This window comes from Mobilisporobacter senegalensis (assembly GCF_003752155.1).
Taxonomy (GTDB): domain Bacteria; phylum Bacillota; class Clostridia; order Lachnospirales; family Lachnospiraceae; genus Mobilisporobacter; species Mobilisporobacter senegalensis.
Window position 1 is genome coordinate 181,494 of record NZ_RJVG01000002.1, and the last position, 17,908, is coordinate 199,401.

The window sequence follows — 17,908 nt, forward strand, 5'->3', positions numbered from 1 at the left end:
TCATAATGGAAGAATTAAGCTTACATAATTATTTAAATAATGAATTAAAATGTTCCTGTGATAAGATTCATTCAACAAACTTGAAAGAAATCGAAATTTCCGAAGGAGCATTAGAGAGACTGCCAGAATTGATTTTTAAATATAACTATAAAAATGTATGTGTTATATCTGACAAAAATACATACAAGGCAGCTGGTAAGAAAGTAATCAGCATCTTAAAAACCGAACATATTGAAAATTGCAGTATTGTATTAAGGCAAGATGATCTGGTTCCTGATGAAACAGCATTAGGCAACGTTATCGTGGGAATAGAACCAGATTGTGATCTGATCATAGCTGTTGGTTCCGGTACCATAAATGATATATGTAAATATATTAGTTATAAGTTACAGATTGAATATTTTGCAGTTGCAACGGCTCCATCCATGGATGGGTTTGCTTCTAATGTTTCAGCTCTCATTATAAACCAACTAAAGACTACCTATGAAGCTCATGTACCACAAGCAATCATAGGAGACATTAATATTTTAAAGGACGCTCCTATGGATATGATAATTGCAGGAGCAGGGGATATTCTTGGGAAATATGTATGCCTTCTGGATTGGAAGATAGCTTCTATGGTTGAAGGGGAATATCATTGTTCCTATATAGAGGAAATGATACGAAAATCTTTACAGATCGTTGTTTCCAATGGAAAGAAAATAAAAGACCGTGATCCGGAAACGATAAAATATATTATGGAAGGTCTGGTACTTTCCGGAATAGCTATGAGTTATGCAGGTAATTCAAGACCTGCGTCTGGAAGTGAACATCATTTATCTCATTTTTGGGAGATGATGTTCCTGTTTGAAGGAAAGAAACCAGTTCTGCATGGAATCAAAGTTGGTGTGGGAACTATCGTTGCAATAAAACTCTATGAAAAATTAAGGACAGTGGCGATAGATTTCAATCAGGCGAAAGATAAGATATTACAATTTAATGAAGAAGAATGGAAAAAAGAAATCAGAAGTATATATCCGGTGGTAAGTGAGGATATTATTTTATTTGAAGAACAAGTACAAAAAAATAAAAGGGAAAAAGTCTTAAAAAGAATTGATTTCTTAGAGAAGAATTGGGAAGAAATCCAAAGAACAATAGGTAGATACTTACCTTCATCCAAAGAATTAATTGACCTTATGGAAAGTATGAATGCACCTACGAAACCTGAACAAATTGGCATTACAACAGAAATGCTTGCTAATAGTATCCAATATGGGAAAGAAATACGAAATCGCTATGGTCTTTTACAAATTCTGTTTGATTTGTCTGTAGAAGAATAATATAAATCATTCAAAGCTATACTAATCTCTATATAATTTAGATATTCAAATTGTTATTTTAATGATACAATTTGGAATACTGGATTATCTATGGAATAAATGTAAAAAGGAGATAGATTATGGCAAAAGCAGGTATGAGAAGACCAGATCCCAGTGAACCACACGGAACTGAAAGCAATCATAAAACCCATCATAAGAAAAATGATCAGCGCCCTGTTCCGGAAATCCAGGGAAAAGCAAAAAATGGACATGAAAAAGCAAAGGTAATACCAGGACACCCAAAATGATGGACAAAGAAATATTTCAAACTCTGGAAAAGCATCTTATGGAGGATGAAGTTCCATCAAGATATATCAATAAGATTACGTCAGAACCATTTTTTACAGAATATCCTTTTAAATTATTACTAAAATTGAAGGGAATAAAACAATCTCCCAAATATCACCCGGAAGGAGATGTTTGGAATCATACGATGATGGTTTTGGATGAAGCCGCTAAAGTAAAAAACAGAAGCAGTAATCCAAGATCATTTATGTGGGCAGCCCTTCTTCATGATATTGGGAAACCTGATACAACAAGAGAAAGAAAAGGTAAGATCACATCCTATGATCACGAGAAAGTTGGAGCGGATATAGCAAAAGATTTTTTGGGTGAATTTGTATCAGATGAAGAGTTCATCAAAGAAGTGGCAGCATTAGTCAGATGGCATATGCAGATATTATTTGTAGTAAATAATCTTCCGTTTGCCCAGGTAAAAGATATGAAAAAAGAAGTGGATATTGAAGATATTGGCTTACTTGGATGGTGTGATCGGATGGGAAGAGGAAATCCGGATCCAAAAACAGAAAAGGAAAATATTGAGGTTTTTCTGGAAAAATGCAAGATTAAATAGAAATGGTTATAATATTATTTTTCACTGGTTGACAGTAGTTCAACCCGGTGATATACTATGATAAATTAAATAATAGTCTTCAGGGCGGGGTGCAATTCCCCACCGGTGGTATAGCCCACGAGCCGCAAGGCATGATTCGGTGTAATTCCGAGGCCGACAGTAAAGTCTGGATGAAAGAAGAAATTTGCAGTATATTTATATACTTATTTTGCTATCATTGGCTCTGAGATACTTACGTATTTCAGAGCTTTTTTGATACATCAATAAGGTACTATTGCGTTACTGCTGTATTTTAAGCCCTAAGGATTCCTTAGGGCTTTTTGCTGTTTAAATTATGAAAGGAACTTAACAATGGAAAATGATCAATATTACATGGAGAAAGCGATTGAATTAGCAAAGAAAGGTATTGGAAAAGTGAATCCCAATCCAATGGTTGGAGCTGTCATCGTAAAACATGGAGTTATTATTGGAGAGGGTTATCACGAAAAATATGGTTGTTTACACGCAGAAAGAATGGCACTGGATAAATGTAATGAAGATCCAAAAGATTCTACTTTATATGTTACTTTGGAACCTTGCTGCCACTTTGGGAAAACGCCTCCTTGTACAGACGCAATTATAAAAAGTAAGATAAAAAGAGTTGTGATTGGTATAAAAGATCCCAATGAATTGGTGTCAGGAAAAGGAATAGAAATTCTTAAAAGTCACGGGATACAGGTCGATACTGGTGTTCTGGGAAAGGAGTGCTTAGAGTTAAATAAAAAATTTTTTCATTACATATTGACCAAAACACCATTCGTCTTAATGAAATATGCAATGACAGTGGATGGAAAAATAGGGACCAATACTGGTAACTCAAAATGGATCACAGGAGAAGAAGCAAGAAGACATGTTCATGAATTAAGAAATGAACTATCTGGAATAATGGTAGGAATAAAAACTGTGTTAACAGATGATCCATTGCTTACCTGCAGAATTCCTGAAGGCAGAAATCCAATCAGAATTATCTGTGATAGTCATTTACGAATCCCATTGTATTCAAAGATAGTAAAAACAGCAAAGGATATCCCTACGATAGTGGCCACCATCTCAAAAGATTATGATAAAAGAAAAATTTTAGAAGGTTTTAATATAAAAGTCCTTCCTGTAAGGGAATCCAATGGAAGAATAGATTTGAATGACCTGTTGATACAATTAGGGACAATGGGAATTGACAGCATATTGCTTGAAGGAGGAGCTACATTAAATGAGAGTGCACTTTCCAGTGGAATTGTAAATCGTTTAAACGTTTACATTGCACCTAAAATATTCGGTGGTACAATCAGCCCTTCGCCAATTGAGGGAACTGGAATATCAGAGATAGAGGAGGCCTATTTATTGACGCGTAATAAGATTTCAGTGATTGGAGATGATATTCTCTTACAATATGATGTGGAGGTAAAAAAATGTTTACAGGATTAGTAGAAGAAATAGGAGTATTAACAAATATTTCAAAAGGAGATAAGTCATATTTACTCACCTTTCAGGGAAAAAAGATTATGGATGATATCCAGATTGGAGATAGTATTTCAGTAAATGGTGTATGTCTTACAGCAAATAGTATTACTAAAACTACATTCTCAGCGGAGGTTATGCCTGAAACGTTAAAAAGAAGCTCTCTTGGAGCATTAAAGATAGGGAATGAAGTTAATCTGGAACGGGCAATGAGTATGAATGGACGATTTGGAGGTCATATTGTATCGGGTCATATCGATGGAACGGGTAAAATTGATTCTATAGAAAAGGAAAATAATGCAGTAGTAATATCAATAAGATCATCTTTAAAGATTCTTCGCTACATTATTGAGAAAGGCTCCATAACCATAGATGGTATCAGCCTTACAGTAATATATGTGGATAACGAAATTTTCAAAGTTTCACTAATTCCCCATACTGGAAATGAAACCACACTACTTAAAAAGTCCGTAGGGAGCAAAGTAAATCTTGAGTGTGATATGGTTGGAAAATATATTGAGAAGTTATTACAACCAATGGAAGAAAAGAAAGAAAAAAGCAATATTAATTTAGATTTTTTGACAGAGCATGGTTTTTATTAAGGAGGATGAAAATGAATAATAAAAATATTATCGAACAGGCAATATTAGATATTAAAAAAGGGAAAATGGTTGTTGTAACAGATGATCCGGATAGAGAGAATGAGGGAGACTTAGTCTGTGGGGCCCAATTTGCAACGCCAGGGGTAATCAATTTTATGGCCAGTTATGGAAAAGGTTTAATATGTATGCCAATGAGCAAAGAGATGACTAAAAAGTTACAGTTACCTCAGATGGTAGAGAAGAATTCAGATAACCATTCTACGGCATTTACCGTATCTATTGATCATGTTGACACAGCAACGGGCATCTCAGCATTAGAACGATCCATTACGGCAATGAAAAGTGCAGGGGATAATGTGAAAGCAGAAGATTTTAGAAGACCAGGGCATATGTTTCCATTGGAGGCGAAAGAAAATGGTGTACTTGAAAGAAATGGACATACGGAAGCAACTGTAGATTTAGTAAGACTTGCAGGACTTAAAGAAATCGGAATATGTTGTGAGATCATGAGAGAAGATGGGACTATGATGCAGACAAGTGAATTAAAATTATTTGCTAAGGAGCATGGTCTTACATTTATAACAATTAAAGATTTGGTTACATATAGACAAGTGAATAGCTTGTAATAAAATAGGAGGTCATTATATGAAAAATAATGTGATTATGAAACATGAAATAAAAGCGGACTTACCAACAAAATATGGTGATTTCATTATCCATGGTTATGTAAATAAGAATAATGGTGAGCATCATGTGGCTTTAGTAATGGGTAATGTAGGTGATGGTAAGCCAGTATTGGTGAGAGTTCATTCAGAGTGTCTTACCGGTGATGTATTTGGATCTGCAAAATGTGATTGTGGAGATCAATTAGAAGTATCATTGAATGCAATCGCAAAAGAAGGAAGAGGTGTGCTTGTCTACCTTAGGCAGGAGGGAAGGGGGATTGGATTAATCAATAAAATAAAAGCATATGCACTTCAAGATAAAGGTATGGATACAGTTGAGGCCAATGTAGCATTGGGGTTTTCTCCAGATCTTAGGGATTATACTGTTGGTGCAGAAATATTACAAGACCTTAATATAAGTGAAATAAGGTTACTGACCAATAATCCGGAGAAGATATCTGGTATTGAAAAATTTGGATTAAAAATTGTTGAAAGAGTTCCAATAGAAACAGACTACAAAAAAGAATCAGAACATTATATGCATATTAAAAAAGAAAAGATGGGGCATATTTTAAAAATATTAAAGTAATGGATAATCAGGAGGATAAAGTATGAAAGTATATGAAGGAAATTTAGTAGCAAAGAATATAAGAATAGGGATCATAGCATCCAGATTTAATGAATTTATTACATCCAAATTATTAAGTGGTGCAATGGATGGATTGAAGAGACACGGAGTTAATGAAAATGAAATCGATGTTGCCTGGGTACCTGGTGCATTTGAAATCCCATTAATTGCAAGTAAGATGGCAAATGGAGGAAAATATGATGCAGTAATCTGCCTTGGTGTTGTAATTCGTGGTTCTACCAGCCACTATGATTATGTATGTAATGAGGTATCCAAAGGAATTGCCCATGTATCCTTAAATAGCAATATTCCTGTACTTTTCGGTATTGTTACTACTGAAAATATTGAACAGGCAATCGAGAGGGCAGGAACAAAAGCAGGTAACAAAGGATATGATTGTGCTCTTTCTGCAATTGAGATGATCAATTTAATAAAAGAGATTGACAATCATTAATTATTCAATGCTGTCATATTTATGAATCTATCTATATTAGTAAATGATTTTTTATTTCAAAGATAAAAATGGATTTTTTATTTAGAATGTGTATAATGTATAGTATGGATTAAAAAAGCGATTAAGGTGATGGAAAGTATGGATAGAAAAGTAATTATAACAGCAGAAAGTACTTGTGATCTGACGGCAGATATATTACAGGGATTAAATATACCAATTATCCCTATGTATGTTAATATTGAAGAGGTATCCTATAAAGATGGAGTAAATATTCAACCAGATGTAATTTTCACTACTTTTGAAACAAAAGGAATTTTAGCAAAAACATCTGCAATTCCTGTATATGACTATAAGCTCTTTTTTGAAAAATATATTGAACAGAACTATGAAATTGTTCATATTAGTTTAGGTTCGAAATTTTCTTCTACGTATCAGGGAGCCGTGAATGCATCTAATATGCTTGAACACGTCAGGGTGGTTGATTCTGGTAATTTATCTACAGGTTATGGTCATACGGTCATGTTAGCTGCGGAGATGGCAAGAGACGGGAAGAGCCCGGAAGAAATTCTAACAGAACTATCTCACTTCATTCCAAAGGTGAAGGCAAGTTTTGTCATTGATACTTTAAATTATCTACATAAAGGAGGCCGCTGTTCTTCTGTTGCAGCACTTGGCGCCAATTTACTGCAATTAAAGCCCTGTATTGAAGTAGTGGATGGGGAAATGAAAGTAGCAAAGAAATATCGTGGTAATTTGGAAAGAACTCTAAAATCTTATATAGATGATAAACTGGCAGATTTAAATAAGATCCATCCAAAGAGAATATTTATTACCCATAGCAGCTGCAGTGATGAAATGGTTGAAATGGTGAAAAATGCTATAGAACAAAAAGAATATTTTCAAGAAATCATTGTTACAAAAGCGGGATGTACTATTTCATGTCATTGTGGACCAAATACTTTGGGAATTCTATATTATGATTTATAAATAAAATATACTTATGAGGCTAGAATAATAGAAATATTATCTAGCCGCTTTTTAAGAAAGAGAGAACAAAAATGAACAATATACTGCAACAGATGCTTTTGCTCTTTATTTTAATGGCGGTCGGCTATATAGCAAATAGAACAAACATTATGGATGAAGAAAGCAACAAGAAAATTTCAAAACTGGTAATTAACATCACTTCTCCGGCCATTGTTATAGATTCGGTCATAGGTAATAAGATTGAAAATAAATTAGAAGTTATTGTTGTATTTTTACTGGCAATCCTTCCCTTCATTTTATTTCCGCTCCTTTCAAAGCTTATGGTAAAGATAATAAAAGTACCGGAAAAGACGAAAGGGGCACTGGAGATCATGCTGGTATTCCCTAATATGGGATTTATGGGAATACCTGTAATCGGAGGAATTTATGGTTCCGATGCAATTTTTTATGTATCCATATTCATGCTGGTTTTTAATGTTGCATTCTTCTCATATGGAATAGCAACCTTAAGCAAGCATGACGGTGATAAATTTAACCCTAAAAATCTTATTAATCCGGGAGTAATATCTGCTATCCTGGCAGTTTTTATCTTTGTGTTCGAGATTCCATTTCCGGCACTTCTCTCCAGAAGCATTGGTATGATAGGGGATGTGACAACCCCACTTGCCATGCTGGTAATCGGCTCTACGATCGCAAATGTACCAATGAAAGAAGTTTTTTTAGAGAAGAAAATATACCTTATTACATTCCTTCGATTAATTGCTTATCCGGTAATCATATGGTTATTACTAAAAAATTTCATTGCCAATGATACTTTACTTGGAGTCGCTGTATTACTTTCCGGTATGCCAATTGCAGCTAATGTGGTAATGGCTTGTAATGAATATGGAGGAGACAGTGGGTTTGTAAGTAAAGGTATCTTTTTAACCTCTCTTTTATCTACGGTAACAATACCACTGTTATCTATCCTGATTTAATTGGTAAATCTTTGCTTCCTATAGATAAAACCGTAATAAGTCTTAAAATAGACTTTTACGGTTTTTGTGTTTTATGACGATTGACAGAATGTTCACAGATTGATTCGGGGGTTAAGAAACTGGCTCTTTTTATAGAATCGGTGCCATAACGATCACGGATTTTATCTACAGCTACATCTAATTTTTCTAATTTTTCATTTTTTTCTGAATTAAATATACTTAATTGGGTAAAATCATCATCAGTAATTTTAGTGGTCCGGATTCCCATAAGACGCAGAGGAGTATTATCCCAGATTTCTTTTAAAAGTCTGCAAGAGGTTTCATAAATAACAGAAGTAATATCTGTAGGAGTATCAAGAGTAATCTGATGGGATTTTTGGTTGAAATTATAATCTCTGATCTCAACAGTGATGCAATTGCATTTTACTTTGGCATCCCTAAGCCTGCTGCCAACGGTTTCGCTAAGGGATAAAAGGACCTGATTGGCTGAATCATAATCAGAAATATCTTTAGATAGGGTAATACTATTACCATACCCTTTATTGGGAGAATCTGTTTCTCCAACAGGAGAACTATCAATACCATTGGCATAGTCATGTATTAATTTTCCGTATTTTTGACCAAGATGGGATTGTAAGACAGCTAAATCACAGTTAGCAATATCACCAATGGTCTGAATTCCTAATTGCTGGCATTTCTGTGCAGCCATTTTTCCCACGAAGTAAAGTTCCCTGATCGGTAATGGCCACATCTTTTCTGCTATTTCTTCCGGAAATAAAGTATGGCATAGGTTTGGTTTACGAAAATCAGATGCCATCTTTGCTAATAATTTATTGGTGGAAATTCCTATATTTACAGTAAAGCCTAATTCATTATAAATCCGTTCCCGTATCTGGTCAGCAATATCAACAGGAGATCCAAAAAGATGTATCGTTTCAGTCATATCTAAAAAAGCTTCATCGATACTAAATTTCTCAATATCAGGAGTATAATCTTGAAATATTTTCATCATAGAATTGGAACATTTCACAAAATAATCAAACCGAGGTGGTACCAGTGTAAGATTAGGACATTTCTTTAAAGCCTGAGCAACGGGCTCGCCAGTATTAATATTAAATTGTTTGGCGGGGATACTTTTTGCAAGAATAATACCGCGCCTTTTTGCTATGTCTCCTCCAACAGCAGAAGGAATGGTTCTAAGATCTAAGGTTTCTTTTAATTCCTTTATCCGATAGATTGCTTCCCAGGATAAAAATGCGCTATTTACATCAATATGAAATATTATCCTTTTCTTCATTTCCACAAAATCACCTCCCTGATAGTATATCATTAATTATTTCTTTTATAAATAAAGAAGTTCAGTGATTGAAAATAAAATACTTAGTATGTTACAATGTCATTATGAAAAGTAGATAAGAGTTTCCATTCATTCATAATACTGGAGGTAAAGAGATGGAACAGGAAAGAATTCCAAGACCAGGTGAATTTTATAAGCATTTTAAAGGTAATTTATATCAGATTATTACAGTTGCCATTCATTCTGAAACTGGAGAAGCAATGGTAGTTTATCAGGCATTGTATGGGGACTTTAAGACGTACTGCAGACCCTTGGAGATGTTTATCAGCAAGGTGGACCGGGAAAAATATCCATTCGTCACCCAGGAATATAGATTTGAATTATATATAATGGAGCCAGGGAATATCCATGAGGATAAGGCTGATCATGAGTCAGTGACAGGAAAACAGAATAATGTTCAAATGAATAAAGAGGCAGATAATTTAGAAAAGACTGATGGAGAAGAAGTTGATATTAACAGTCCGGTCATCCATAAAAATTCAGAGGATCAGGAATCTGGTTTCAATCCTAATTTAATATCTTTTTTAGATGCCAGAACTTATCAGGACAAATTAAATGTTTTAGTAAGCCTTAAGAATAAATTGGATGACAGGCTTTTAGAGGATATAGCCATTTCAATGGATATTACTTTGGAAGAGGGAACTTTAGAAGAACGATATCAGATATTAAGAGATAGTTTATTAACATTAAATCGATTTGAATGTAACCGCCTAAGATAATGGAGGAAGAGTATGCACGCAGATAAAGTAAAAGTAACCCGTCTTTTAAAGACGGCAAGGGGGCAATTAGACGGCCTTCTTAAAATGGTAGAAGAAGATAGATATTGTATTGATATATCCAACCAACTGATGGCAACAGAGGCTATTTTACGAAAAGTAAATAAAGAAGTCCTTCATGGACATTTAGAATGCTGCGTAAAAGAAGCACTGGAAAATAATGATGCAACAGAAAAAATGCAGGAAATCATGGCTATTATGGATAAACTGTCAAAATAGGAGACAATGATATGATAAGATATGCAGTCATAGGGACTAATTTTATAACGGATAGATTTATTGAAGCTACAAAAGAGTGTGATGATATTAAATTTCACGGTGTCTATTCCAGAGATATTAATAGAGCCAGGGAATATGGGGATAAAAACGGAGCTAAGTTAGTTTTTGATCAGCTAAATGATCTGGCTGAGTGTGATGAAATTGATATGGTATACATTGCGAGCCCGAATAGCTTTCATTGCAGTCAAAGTATTTTAATGCTTAAATCTAAAAAACATGTATTATGTGAAAAGCCCATTGCTTCTAATAGTAAAGAATTAAAGAAAATGATCAAAGCTGCATCTGATAATAATACTATTCTTTTAGAAGCAATGAGGACCGTTTATGACCCGGGATTTCTTGAAATTGAGAAAAATCTCAATAAGCTTGGCAAAATTCGTAGAGCGAATTTTTATTATTGTAAATATTCTTCAAGATATGATAATTTTAAAAAGGGAGTCATAGAGAATGCTTTTAAACCGGAATTATCTAATGGAGCCCTGATGGATATTGGTGTTTACTGCGTGCATGCTCTGGCCAGATTATTCGGGGCCCCTAATGAGGTAAAAGCCCAAAGTATAATATTAGAGAATGGTATTGATGGAGCAGGTACTATCATTGCAAAATATGATGAAATGCAGGCAGATTTAATGTATTCTAAAATTGCGGATTCCTATATTCCAAGTGAAATTCAGGGAGAAGATGGTACAATGGTCATTGATATGATAAGTGAACCAAAAGATATTACAATATATTATAGGGACGGACGAAAAGAAAATATTTCGGTAGATAAGAAACAGAACAATATGTATTATGAAGCTATGGAGATGGTACGTCTAATTGAGAATCCCAATTATGAAAAAGATTATAACAAATATTCTTTGATTGAATTAAATATTATGGATGAAGTAAGAGAACAAACAGGAATTCATTTTCCGGCAGATAGATAGAATGTTACTATTCAGCCACGGAGAAATAGCTTTTTCTCCATGGCTGAATAGTAACAAGGATTACAATAGATAAATTAAAATACAACGATTAGAAACATTTTGAATTTCTCTGCAGCATAAACTGCATGTGGGATGCCTGCCGGCATTACGATGGTTTCACCAGAAGTAACCATATAAGTCTCATCACCAATGGTAATCTGACCGGTTCCATCTATAACATAAATCATAGCATCACCGTTAGAAGAATGGGAACTGATCTCTTCTCCCTTATCAAATGCAAAGAGTGTTAAACTTACATTTGAGTTTTGAACTAAGGTTTTACTTACAATTTGTCCATCCTGATAGGAAACTAAGTTCTGTAATGGTAATACAGTGGATAATTCAATGTTTTTAAGAATAGTTTTGCTCATAATATACCTTCTTTCGTTTGTAAATTATAATTTTATTTTATCTTATTATATTATCTTTGGACAAAAAAGTATGTTGCATATGCAACGGGAGGATTAATCTTCTTATTATGGTAGTATATCACATTTAAAAATAACAATACTAATATTAATATATATTTAAGCTATAGGGAGGAAATTATGAAGATTGTAATTTTGGATAAGAAAACAGTGACAGAAGGAGATATCTCATTAAAAGAGATAGAAGATCTGGGAGAAGTACAATCCTACAATTTAACAGCCAGAGAGGAAATCGTAGAACATATAGGAGAGGCTGAAATAGTTTTATGCAATAAAGTTCCTATAAATGCAGAGGTTATTGAGCAGTGTAAGAATCTTAAATATATTGGATTATTTGCAACAGGTTATAACAATATTGACTTGGAAGCAGCAAAGAAGAAAGGAATTGCAGTTTGCAATGCTCCTGCATATTCTACAGATGCAGTGGCACAACATACCTTCGCATTATTATTACATTTAGTAAATAAAGTAGGTACCTATAATGAATCTGTTCATGAGGGAAGATGGATTAACTCAGAAACATTTTCTTATTTTCCATATCCAATCTCAGAAATATCAGGAATGACTATGGGTATCATGGGATTTGGCAGCATTGGGCAAAAAGTTGCCAGTATTGGAAAAGCATTTGGAATGAATATTATTGTTTGTACAAGAACCTTAAAAGATTTTGAAGGGATTGAATTTGTGACGGAAGAGGAATTGTTTCAACGCAGCGACATATTAAGCATTCATTGTCCACTTACAGATGCCACAAGAAATCTTGTTAATGAAGATAAATTAAAAATGATGAAACCAAGCGCTATACTGATCAATACAGCAAGAGGACCAATTATAAATGAACAGGACTTAACGGATGCCCTCAATAATAATATTATAGCTGGTGCAGGACTTGATGTATTATCAAGGGAACCTATGAGAGATGACAATCCGTTAAAATCAGCAAAGAATTGTGTAATCACGCCACATATTGCATGGGCGCCAAAGCAGACAAGGGAAAGGCTGATTACAATTGTAGCAGATAATATAAAACATTTTATCAATGGAAATCCAATTAATGTAGTGAATTAAATTTTACTTATTTAAGAGCATAGAGCTGGCAGTCGTCAGATAAATAAAAATAATATAATGAATATAAAATAATTATAAAATTTGATTTTATAATTGACAAATCTGAATGAAAGAATATAATAGTGTATGATAGAAAATAGTTAACCAAGTTAAATATTAAACAGGTTAACTATTTTTATTTGGTTGAAAGAACGAGATGGAACTGCATATGTGGGTTTGTGTAAAATGATATTCAAGAAAGGAGACGACCATGACTGAAGATTATGGGAAACAAGTTTTTGAGATAATGGGTAAGATCCATAGAATTACACACCTGGCTAAACCTGTTCTAAAAATTTCCAAGGGTGAATTTATGATGTTGACCCATATAGAAATGATTATGGAAAAACAAAAAAAAGAAAAAGATATGGCTCTAGGCGTAAGTGTGACCCAGATTAATAAATTATCAAAAGCATCCAGACCAGCCACATCTAAAATGCTTAACAGCTTAGAGGACAAAAATTATATTCAAAGAACAGTGTTTAAAAAGGATAAAAGAGTGGTTTATATAAGGATGACGGAGGAAGGTTCAAGGGTTTTGGAGGAAACGAAAGCTCAGTTTGGCCAATTTGCAGAGAATATATTTTTAAAACTGGGAGAGAAAGATGCCACAGAATTAATACGAATCTTTAATAAACTTTATCAAATTTTAAGCGAAGAGTATACAAAATAGAAAGGGACATAAAAATGCTAAAATTGTTAAAATATTTGAAACAATCTGCAATACAGGTCTTAATTATCATTGTATTGTTAGTATTACAATCTTATTGTGACTTGTCATTGCCTGAATACACATCAAAAATAGTAAATGTAGGTATACAGCAAGGCGGCGTTGAGCAGGCATTGCCAACTGCTATTAGAGCCTCACAATTAGATAAATTGTTATTATTTGTAGATGATAATGACAAAGATTTCGTGAAGGATAATTATAAACGTATAAGTAAAGATACTTTAAATGACAAAGATTATAAATCTTATTTAAAATCATATAGCGCACTAGAAAAGGAAGATTTATATCTTTTAAACACAAAAAATAATGAGACCATCGATCATTTAAAAGAAATTATCAGTAAAGCATATTTACCACTTTCACTTTTTGAAGGGGATAGTGAACAAGCAATAAAAGTTCAGGAAAGCTTTAAGGCAGGATTGCCAAAAGAGATGGCAGATCAGGACATATTCGTTATACTTTCACAGATGCCAGGGGAGCAGTTAGATAGTATATTAGATAAATTTGAAGAACAGTTTAAACAAATGCCGGATTCTATTATGGATCAGATGGCAATTACCGCAGTGAAAAATGAATACATTGCAATTGGAATTGACATGGATAAACTTCAGATGAATTTCATACTGGTAGCTGGTGGAAAGATGTTAGGCCTTGCTTTATTATCTATGATTGCAACCGTTATTGTTGGATATTTTGCAGCAAGGGTAGCGGCTAATTTAGGAAGAAATTTAAGAAGCCGTGTATTCCGCAAAGTAGTATCATTTTCAAATAATGAATTTGATCATTTCTCGACGGCATCATTGATTACCAGAAGTACAAATGATATCCAACAGATTCAGACATTGATGGTATTTTTACTCAGAATTATATTCTATGCACCTATCCTGGGAGTTGGCGGAATTATTAAAGCACTAAATACAAATACCTCCATGGCGTGGATTATCGCAGTTGCTGTTATGTCTATTTTAACTTTGGTGCTTGTGATTTTTGCAGTTGCAATGCCAAAATTTAAAAAAATGCAGGATTTACTAGATAAGTTAAACTTAGTAACACGTGAGATTCTGACCGGATTGCCTGTAATTCGGGCATTTAGTACACAAAAACATGAAGTGAACCGTTTTGATGAAGCAAATAAAAATCTTAATAAAACGAATTTATTCGTCTTTCGAACCATGACATTTATGATGCCCCTTATGATGTTGATTATGAATATAATTACAGTTCTTATTATGTGGAAGGGTGCACATGGTGTGGATGCAGGTAATATGCAGGTTGGGGATCTTATGGCATTTATTCAGTATACTATGCAGATCATTATGTCATTCTTTATGATTTCCATGGTTTCAATTATGCTGCCTAGAGCTTCAGTTTCTGCGGTACGTATTGTTGAAGTACTGGATATGAAAGCTACCATTGAAGACCCAACGAGCACACAGCCAACGGTAATGGATAAAAAAGGTGTAGTAGAATTTGATCATGTACATTTTCGATATCCTAATGCAGAGGAAGATGTTCTGTCAGATATTACCTTTACGGCAAAACCTGGAGAAACTACAGCAATCATTGGAAGTACAGGAAGCGGTAAAAGTACTTTAATTAATTTAATCCCGAGATTTTATGATGTTACCGATGGAGAGATAAAAGTAGAGGGTGTAGACATCCGAAATATTACATTACATGATTTAAGGGATAAATTAGGCTATGTTCCCCAAAAAGGTGTTTTATTCTCCGGGACCATTGATTCTAATATCCGTTATGGAAAACAGGATGCTACAGAACAAGATTTGGAAAAGGCTGCAAGAATTGCCCAGGCTGCCCAATTCATAGACGAAAAACCGGAAAAATATAATGAAAGTATTTCCCAAGGAGGAACAAATGTATCAGGCGGTCAAAAACAAAGGTTATCTATTGCCAGAGCCATTGCCAAGGATCCGGATATCTATATTTTTGATGACAGCTTCTCAGCATTAGACTATAAAACAGATATTACCCTTAGAAAAGCGTTAAAAGAAGAAATAAAAGACGCTACAGTAATTATCGTAGCTCAAAGAATTAGTACGATTTTAAATGCAGACCAGATCCTTGTATTAGATGAAGGCAGAATTGTAGGAAAGGGAACACACAAGGAACTTCTTAATACTTGTGAAGTATATAAACAGATTGCATTATCACAATTATCAAAGGAGGAACTAGAGAATGAGTAATGAGAGACAGCATCGTCCTAAGGGAGGCGGACCTATGGGTCCCGGTGGAATGGGCCCGGCGGAAAAAGCAAAAGATTTCAAAGGTTCCATAAAAAAACTTAGTTCCTATATGGGACAATATAAATTAGGATTATTTTTTGTATTGGTCTTTTCCATTGGAAGTACAGTCTTTGGAATTATTGGACCCAAAATATTAGGTACAGCTACAACAGAATTATTTAATGGTTTAATGGCAAAAGTATCCGGTACGGGCTCCATTGATTTTGATGGAATAAAAAATACATTATTAATATTATTAGGTTTATATGGTGTAAGTACATTATTTTCACTGATACAAGGATTTATTATGACAGGTATTGCACAGAAAGTAATTTATAAGTTAAGAAATCAACTGTCTGAAAAGATTCAGCGCATGCCAATGAAATACTTCGATTCCAAAACCCATGGTGAGGTATTATCAAGAGTAACCAATGATGTGGATACTTTAAGTCAAGGTTTAAATCAAACAATAACACAGACGATTACATCCATAACAACTGTAATTGGTGTATTATATATGATGATTTCTATAAGTGCCATGATGACTATTACGGCAATTCTGACTTTGCCACTATCTACATTTTTGATTATGTTTATCGTTAAGAAATCCCAGAAATACTTTGTATCACAACAAGAATATCTTGGCAAAGTCAACGGTCAGGTAGAAGAGGTCTACTCAGGCCAGAATATTGTGAAAGTATTTAATGGGGAAGAAGAGGTCATTAAAGAATTTGATAAAGCAAATGAGAGCCTTTTTAATTCCGCTTGGAAATCTCAATTTTTATCAGGTTTAATGCAGCCTATCATGGGATTCATAGGAAATATCGGGTATGTGATTGTATCCATTCTTGGTGGTTATTTAGCTATTAAGAAGACAATTGAAGTTGGTGATATCCAGTCATTTATCCAATATGTAAGAAGTTTTAACCAGCCTTTATCACAAATAGCACAAATATCAAATCAATTTCAATCCATGGCAGCAGCTGCTGAGAGAGTTTTTGAATTTTTAGGTGAAGAAGAGGAAGATCAGATTGTAGAGAATCCTGTATCTATAGAAGGATTGGAAGGAAGTGTAGAATTTAGAAATGTACACTTTGGTTATAACCCGGACAATACGATCATCAATGATTTTAGTGCTAAAATAAAGCCTGGACAAAAAGTTGCCATTGTTGGACCTACAGGTGCCGGTAAGACTACGATGATTAAACTTCTTATGAGATTCTATGATGTGAATGAAGGGGCGATTCTTATTGATGGTCATGATATAAGGGACTTTAATCGTAATGAACTTCGTGAAATGTTTGGTATGGTATTACAGGATACCTGGTTATTCAATGGAAGTATAAAGGAGAATATTAGATACGGACGCTTAAATGCTACCGATGAAGAAGTAATAGAGGCAGCAAAAGCGGCTCATGTACATCATTTTGTACAGACATTGCCAGATGGATATAATATGATTCTAAATGAAGAAGCAAGTAATGTATCCCAAGGACAGAAACAATTATTAACCATTGCAAGAGCTATCCTGGCAGATCCTAAGATTCTGATTCTGGATGAAGCCACAAGTTCTGTAGACACCAGAACTGAAATAAGAATCCAGAAAGCAATGGATAACCTTATGAAGGGCAGAACAAGTTTTGTCATTGCCCATAGACTTTCAACAATCAGAGATGCAGACCTGATCCTGGTAATGAAAGACGGAGATATCATTGAACAGGGTAATCATGAAGAATTATTAGCTGCTAAGGGCTTTTACGAAAAACTCTATAATTCACAATGGGAGAAAACAGCTTAGGAGACAATAAGAATAAATTATTTTTACTGCAGGCAGGCTTGCCTGCAACGTACAAAGAGGCAGTTGGTAGCTTGCTTACCAAGCTGCCTCTTTTGTGAAGTGTAGGGTAGACGAAGTCTATCCCTGCAATAAAAGTAATTTATGACTGTTCTGTTTCACTGGACCTAAGACCGCCATAGAAAAAGGGAACATCCCCGGATTTAT

The 17,908-nt window shown here is 34.2% G+C and carries 17 protein-coding genes, 1 pseudogene and 1 riboswitch; of the genes and pseudogenes, 16 read left to right on the forward strand and 2 right to left on the reverse strand.

From position 1 onward, the window contains the following. The first annotated feature begins 5 nt into the window (after positions 1-5). The 9 genes and pseudogenes from EDD66_RS03610 (at position 6) to EDD66_RS03645 (ending at position 8,018) form a co-directional block, all read left to right on the forward strand. On the forward strand, positions 6-1,319 hold the full coding sequence (locus tag EDD66_RS03610) for a sn-glycerol-1-phosphate dehydrogenase (RefSeq protein ID WP_123608199.1): 1,314 nt from the start codon (positions 6-8) through the stop codon (positions 1,317-1,319). 119 nt (positions 1,320-1,438) lie between these two features. Next, positions 1,439-1,606 carry a hypothetical protein gene (locus EDD66_RS18370; RefSeq protein WP_170164241.1) on the forward strand — a complete coding sequence of 56 codons (168 nt, stop codon included), beginning with the start codon at positions 1,439-1,441 and terminating at the stop codon, positions 1,604-1,606. Beyond that, positions 1,603-2,211 carry an HDIG domain-containing metalloprotein gene (locus EDD66_RS03615; protein ID WP_123608200.1) on the forward strand — a complete coding sequence of 203 codons (609 nt, stop codon included), beginning with the start codon at positions 1,603-1,605 and terminating at the stop codon, positions 2,209-2,211. Before EDD66_RS18370 ends, EDD66_RS03615 begins: the two co-directional genes overlap by 4 nt. Positions 2,212-2,282: 71 nt before the next feature. After that, a riboswitch (FMN riboswitch) is annotated at positions 2,283-2,397 on the forward strand. 165 nt (positions 2,398-2,562) lie between these two features. Continuing rightward, positions 2,563-3,672, forward strand: a complete 1,110-nt coding sequence (ribD, locus tag EDD66_RS03620; RefSeq protein WP_123608201.1) for a bifunctional diaminohydroxyphosphoribosylaminopyrimidine deaminase/5-amino-6-(5-phosphoribosylamino)uracil reductase RibD — start codon at positions 2,563-2,565, stop codon at positions 3,670-3,672. Continuing rightward, positions 3,657-4,307 (forward strand): riboflavin synthase, encoded by a 651-nt coding sequence (gene ribE / locus EDD66_RS03625; RefSeq protein ID WP_123608202.1) that lies wholly within the window; start codon positions 3,657-3,659, stop codon positions 4,305-4,307. Before ribD ends, ribE begins: the two co-directional genes overlap by 16 nt. 11 nt (positions 4,308-4,318) lie before the next feature. Next, positions 4,319-5,561: pseudogene (locus EDD66_RS18990) on the forward strand (bifunctional 3,4-dihydroxy-2-butanone-4-phosphate synthase/GTP cyclohydrolase II). A gap of 22 nt (positions 5,562-5,583) precedes the next feature. Then, entirely contained in the window at positions 5,584-6,054 is a 471-nt protein-coding gene (gene ribH / locus EDD66_RS03635; protein ID WP_123608203.1) for a 6,7-dimethyl-8-ribityllumazine synthase, read from the forward strand. 138 nt (positions 6,055-6,192) lie between these two features. Further along, positions 6,193-7,041, forward strand: a complete 849-nt coding sequence (locus EDD66_RS03640; RefSeq protein WP_123608204.1) for a DegV family protein — start codon at positions 6,193-6,195, stop codon at positions 7,039-7,041. Between the two features lie 71 nt (positions 7,042-7,112). Further along, a complete protein-coding gene (locus tag EDD66_RS03645) occupies positions 7,113-8,018 on the forward strand; it encodes an AEC family transporter (RefSeq protein WP_123608205.1) in 906 nt (301 codons plus the stop codon). Between the two features lie 55 nt (positions 8,019-8,073). Here the strand turns inward: EDD66_RS03645 and EDD66_RS03650 are convergent, their stop codons facing one another. After that, positions 8,074-9,315, reverse strand: coding sequence for a DNA polymerase Y family protein (locus EDD66_RS03650; RefSeq protein ID WP_123608516.1), 1,242 nt, complete (start codon positions 9,313-9,315; stop codon positions 8,074-8,076). 155 nt (positions 9,316-9,470) lie between these two features. Between EDD66_RS03650 and EDD66_RS03655 the strand changes: the two genes are divergently transcribed. The 3 genes from EDD66_RS03655 to EDD66_RS03665 are packed head-to-tail and all read left to right on the forward strand — an operon-like array spanning position 9,471 to position 11,359. Further along, positions 9,471-10,094 carry a DUF1653 domain-containing protein gene (locus EDD66_RS03655; protein ID WP_123608206.1) on the forward strand — a complete coding sequence of 208 codons (624 nt, stop codon included), beginning with the start codon at positions 9,471-9,473 and terminating at the stop codon, positions 10,092-10,094. A 12-nt stretch (positions 10,095-10,106) separates the two neighbouring features. Continuing rightward, positions 10,107-10,370, forward strand: coding sequence for a metal-sensing transcriptional repressor (locus tag EDD66_RS03660; RefSeq protein ID WP_123608207.1), 264 nt, complete (start codon positions 10,107-10,109; stop codon positions 10,368-10,370). An 11-nt stretch (positions 10,371-10,381) separates the two neighbouring features. Beyond that, on the forward strand, positions 10,382-11,359 hold the full coding sequence (locus EDD66_RS03665; RefSeq protein WP_123608208.1) for a Gfo/Idh/MocA family protein: 978 nt from the start codon (positions 10,382-10,384) through the stop codon (positions 11,357-11,359). Between the two features lie 74 nt (positions 11,360-11,433). Here EDD66_RS03665 and EDD66_RS03670 read toward each other — a convergent pair whose 3' ends face one another. Next, a complete protein-coding gene (locus EDD66_RS03670) occupies positions 11,434-11,769 on the reverse strand; it encodes a cupin domain-containing protein (RefSeq protein ID WP_123608209.1) in 336 nt (111 codons plus the stop codon). 177 nt (positions 11,770-11,946) lie between these two features. Between EDD66_RS03670 and EDD66_RS03675 the strand changes: the two genes are divergently transcribed. From EDD66_RS03675 to EDD66_RS03690, 4 genes are all read left to right on the forward strand, one after another. Continuing rightward, positions 11,947-12,894 (forward strand): D-2-hydroxyacid dehydrogenase, encoded by a 948-nt coding sequence (locus EDD66_RS03675; RefSeq protein ID WP_123608210.1) that lies wholly within the window; start codon positions 11,947-11,949, stop codon positions 12,892-12,894. Positions 12,895-13,144: 250 nt separating this feature from the next. Further along, positions 13,145-13,606, forward strand: a complete 462-nt coding sequence (locus EDD66_RS03680) for a MarR family winged helix-turn-helix transcriptional regulator (RefSeq protein ID WP_123608211.1) — start codon at positions 13,145-13,147, stop codon at positions 13,604-13,606. 14 nt (positions 13,607-13,620) lie between these two features. Then, positions 13,621-15,867, forward strand: coding sequence for an ABC transporter ATP-binding protein (locus EDD66_RS03685; protein WP_123608212.1), 2,247 nt, complete (start codon positions 13,621-13,623; stop codon positions 15,865-15,867). Next, entirely contained in the window at positions 15,860-17,704 is a 1,845-nt protein-coding gene (locus EDD66_RS03690; protein ID WP_123608213.1) for an ABC transporter ATP-binding protein, read from the forward strand. Before EDD66_RS03685 ends, EDD66_RS03690 begins: the two co-directional genes overlap by 8 nt. Positions 17,705-17,908: the final 204 nt, after the last annotated feature.

Coding starts and splice junctions, on each gene's coding strand:
- EDD66_RS03610 (WP_123608199.1), top strand. CDS start 6: ATGGAAGAATTAAGCTTACATAATTATTTAAATAATGAATTAAAATGT.
- EDD66_RS18370 (WP_170164241.1), top strand. CDS start 1,439: ATGGCAAAAGCAGGTATGAGAAGACCAGATCCCAGTGAACCACACGGA.
- EDD66_RS03615 (WP_123608200.1), top strand. CDS start 1,603: ATGATGGACAAAGAAATATTTCAAACTCTGGAAAAGCATCTTATGGAG.
- ribD (WP_123608201.1), top strand. CDS start 2,563: ATGGAAAATGATCAATATTACATGGAGAAAGCGATTGAATTAGCAAAG.
- ribE (WP_123608202.1), top strand. CDS start 3,657: ATGTTTACAGGATTAGTAGAAGAAATAGGAGTATTAACAAATATTTCA.
- ribH (WP_123608203.1), top strand. CDS start 5,584: ATGAAAGTATATGAAGGAAATTTAGTAGCAAAGAATATAAGAATAGGG.
- EDD66_RS03640 (WP_123608204.1), top strand. CDS start 6,193: ATGGATAGAAAAGTAATTATAACAGCAGAAAGTACTTGTGATCTGACG.
- EDD66_RS03645 (WP_123608205.1), top strand. CDS start 7,113: ATGAACAATATACTGCAACAGATGCTTTTGCTCTTTATTTTAATGGCG.
- EDD66_RS03650 (WP_123608516.1), bottom strand. CDS start 9,315: ATGAAGAAAAGGATAATATTTCATATTGATGTAAATAGCGCATTTTTA.
- EDD66_RS03655 (WP_123608206.1), top strand. CDS start 9,471: ATGGAACAGGAAAGAATTCCAAGACCAGGTGAATTTTATAAGCATTTT.
- EDD66_RS03660 (WP_123608207.1), top strand. CDS start 10,107: ATGCACGCAGATAAAGTAAAAGTAACCCGTCTTTTAAAGACGGCAAGG.
- EDD66_RS03665 (WP_123608208.1), top strand. CDS start 10,382: ATGATAAGATATGCAGTCATAGGGACTAATTTTATAACGGATAGATTT.
- EDD66_RS03670 (WP_123608209.1), bottom strand. CDS start 11,769: ATGAGCAAAACTATTCTTAAAAACATTGAATTATCCACTGTATTACCA.
- EDD66_RS03675 (WP_123608210.1), top strand. CDS start 11,947: ATGAAGATTGTAATTTTGGATAAGAAAACAGTGACAGAAGGAGATATC.
- EDD66_RS03680 (WP_123608211.1), top strand. CDS start 13,145: ATGACTGAAGATTATGGGAAACAAGTTTTTGAGATAATGGGTAAGATC.
- EDD66_RS03685 (WP_123608212.1), top strand. CDS start 13,621: ATGCTAAAATTGTTAAAATATTTGAAACAATCTGCAATACAGGTCTTA.
- EDD66_RS03690 (WP_123608213.1), top strand. CDS start 15,860: ATGAGTAATGAGAGACAGCATCGTCCTAAGGGAGGCGGACCTATGGGT.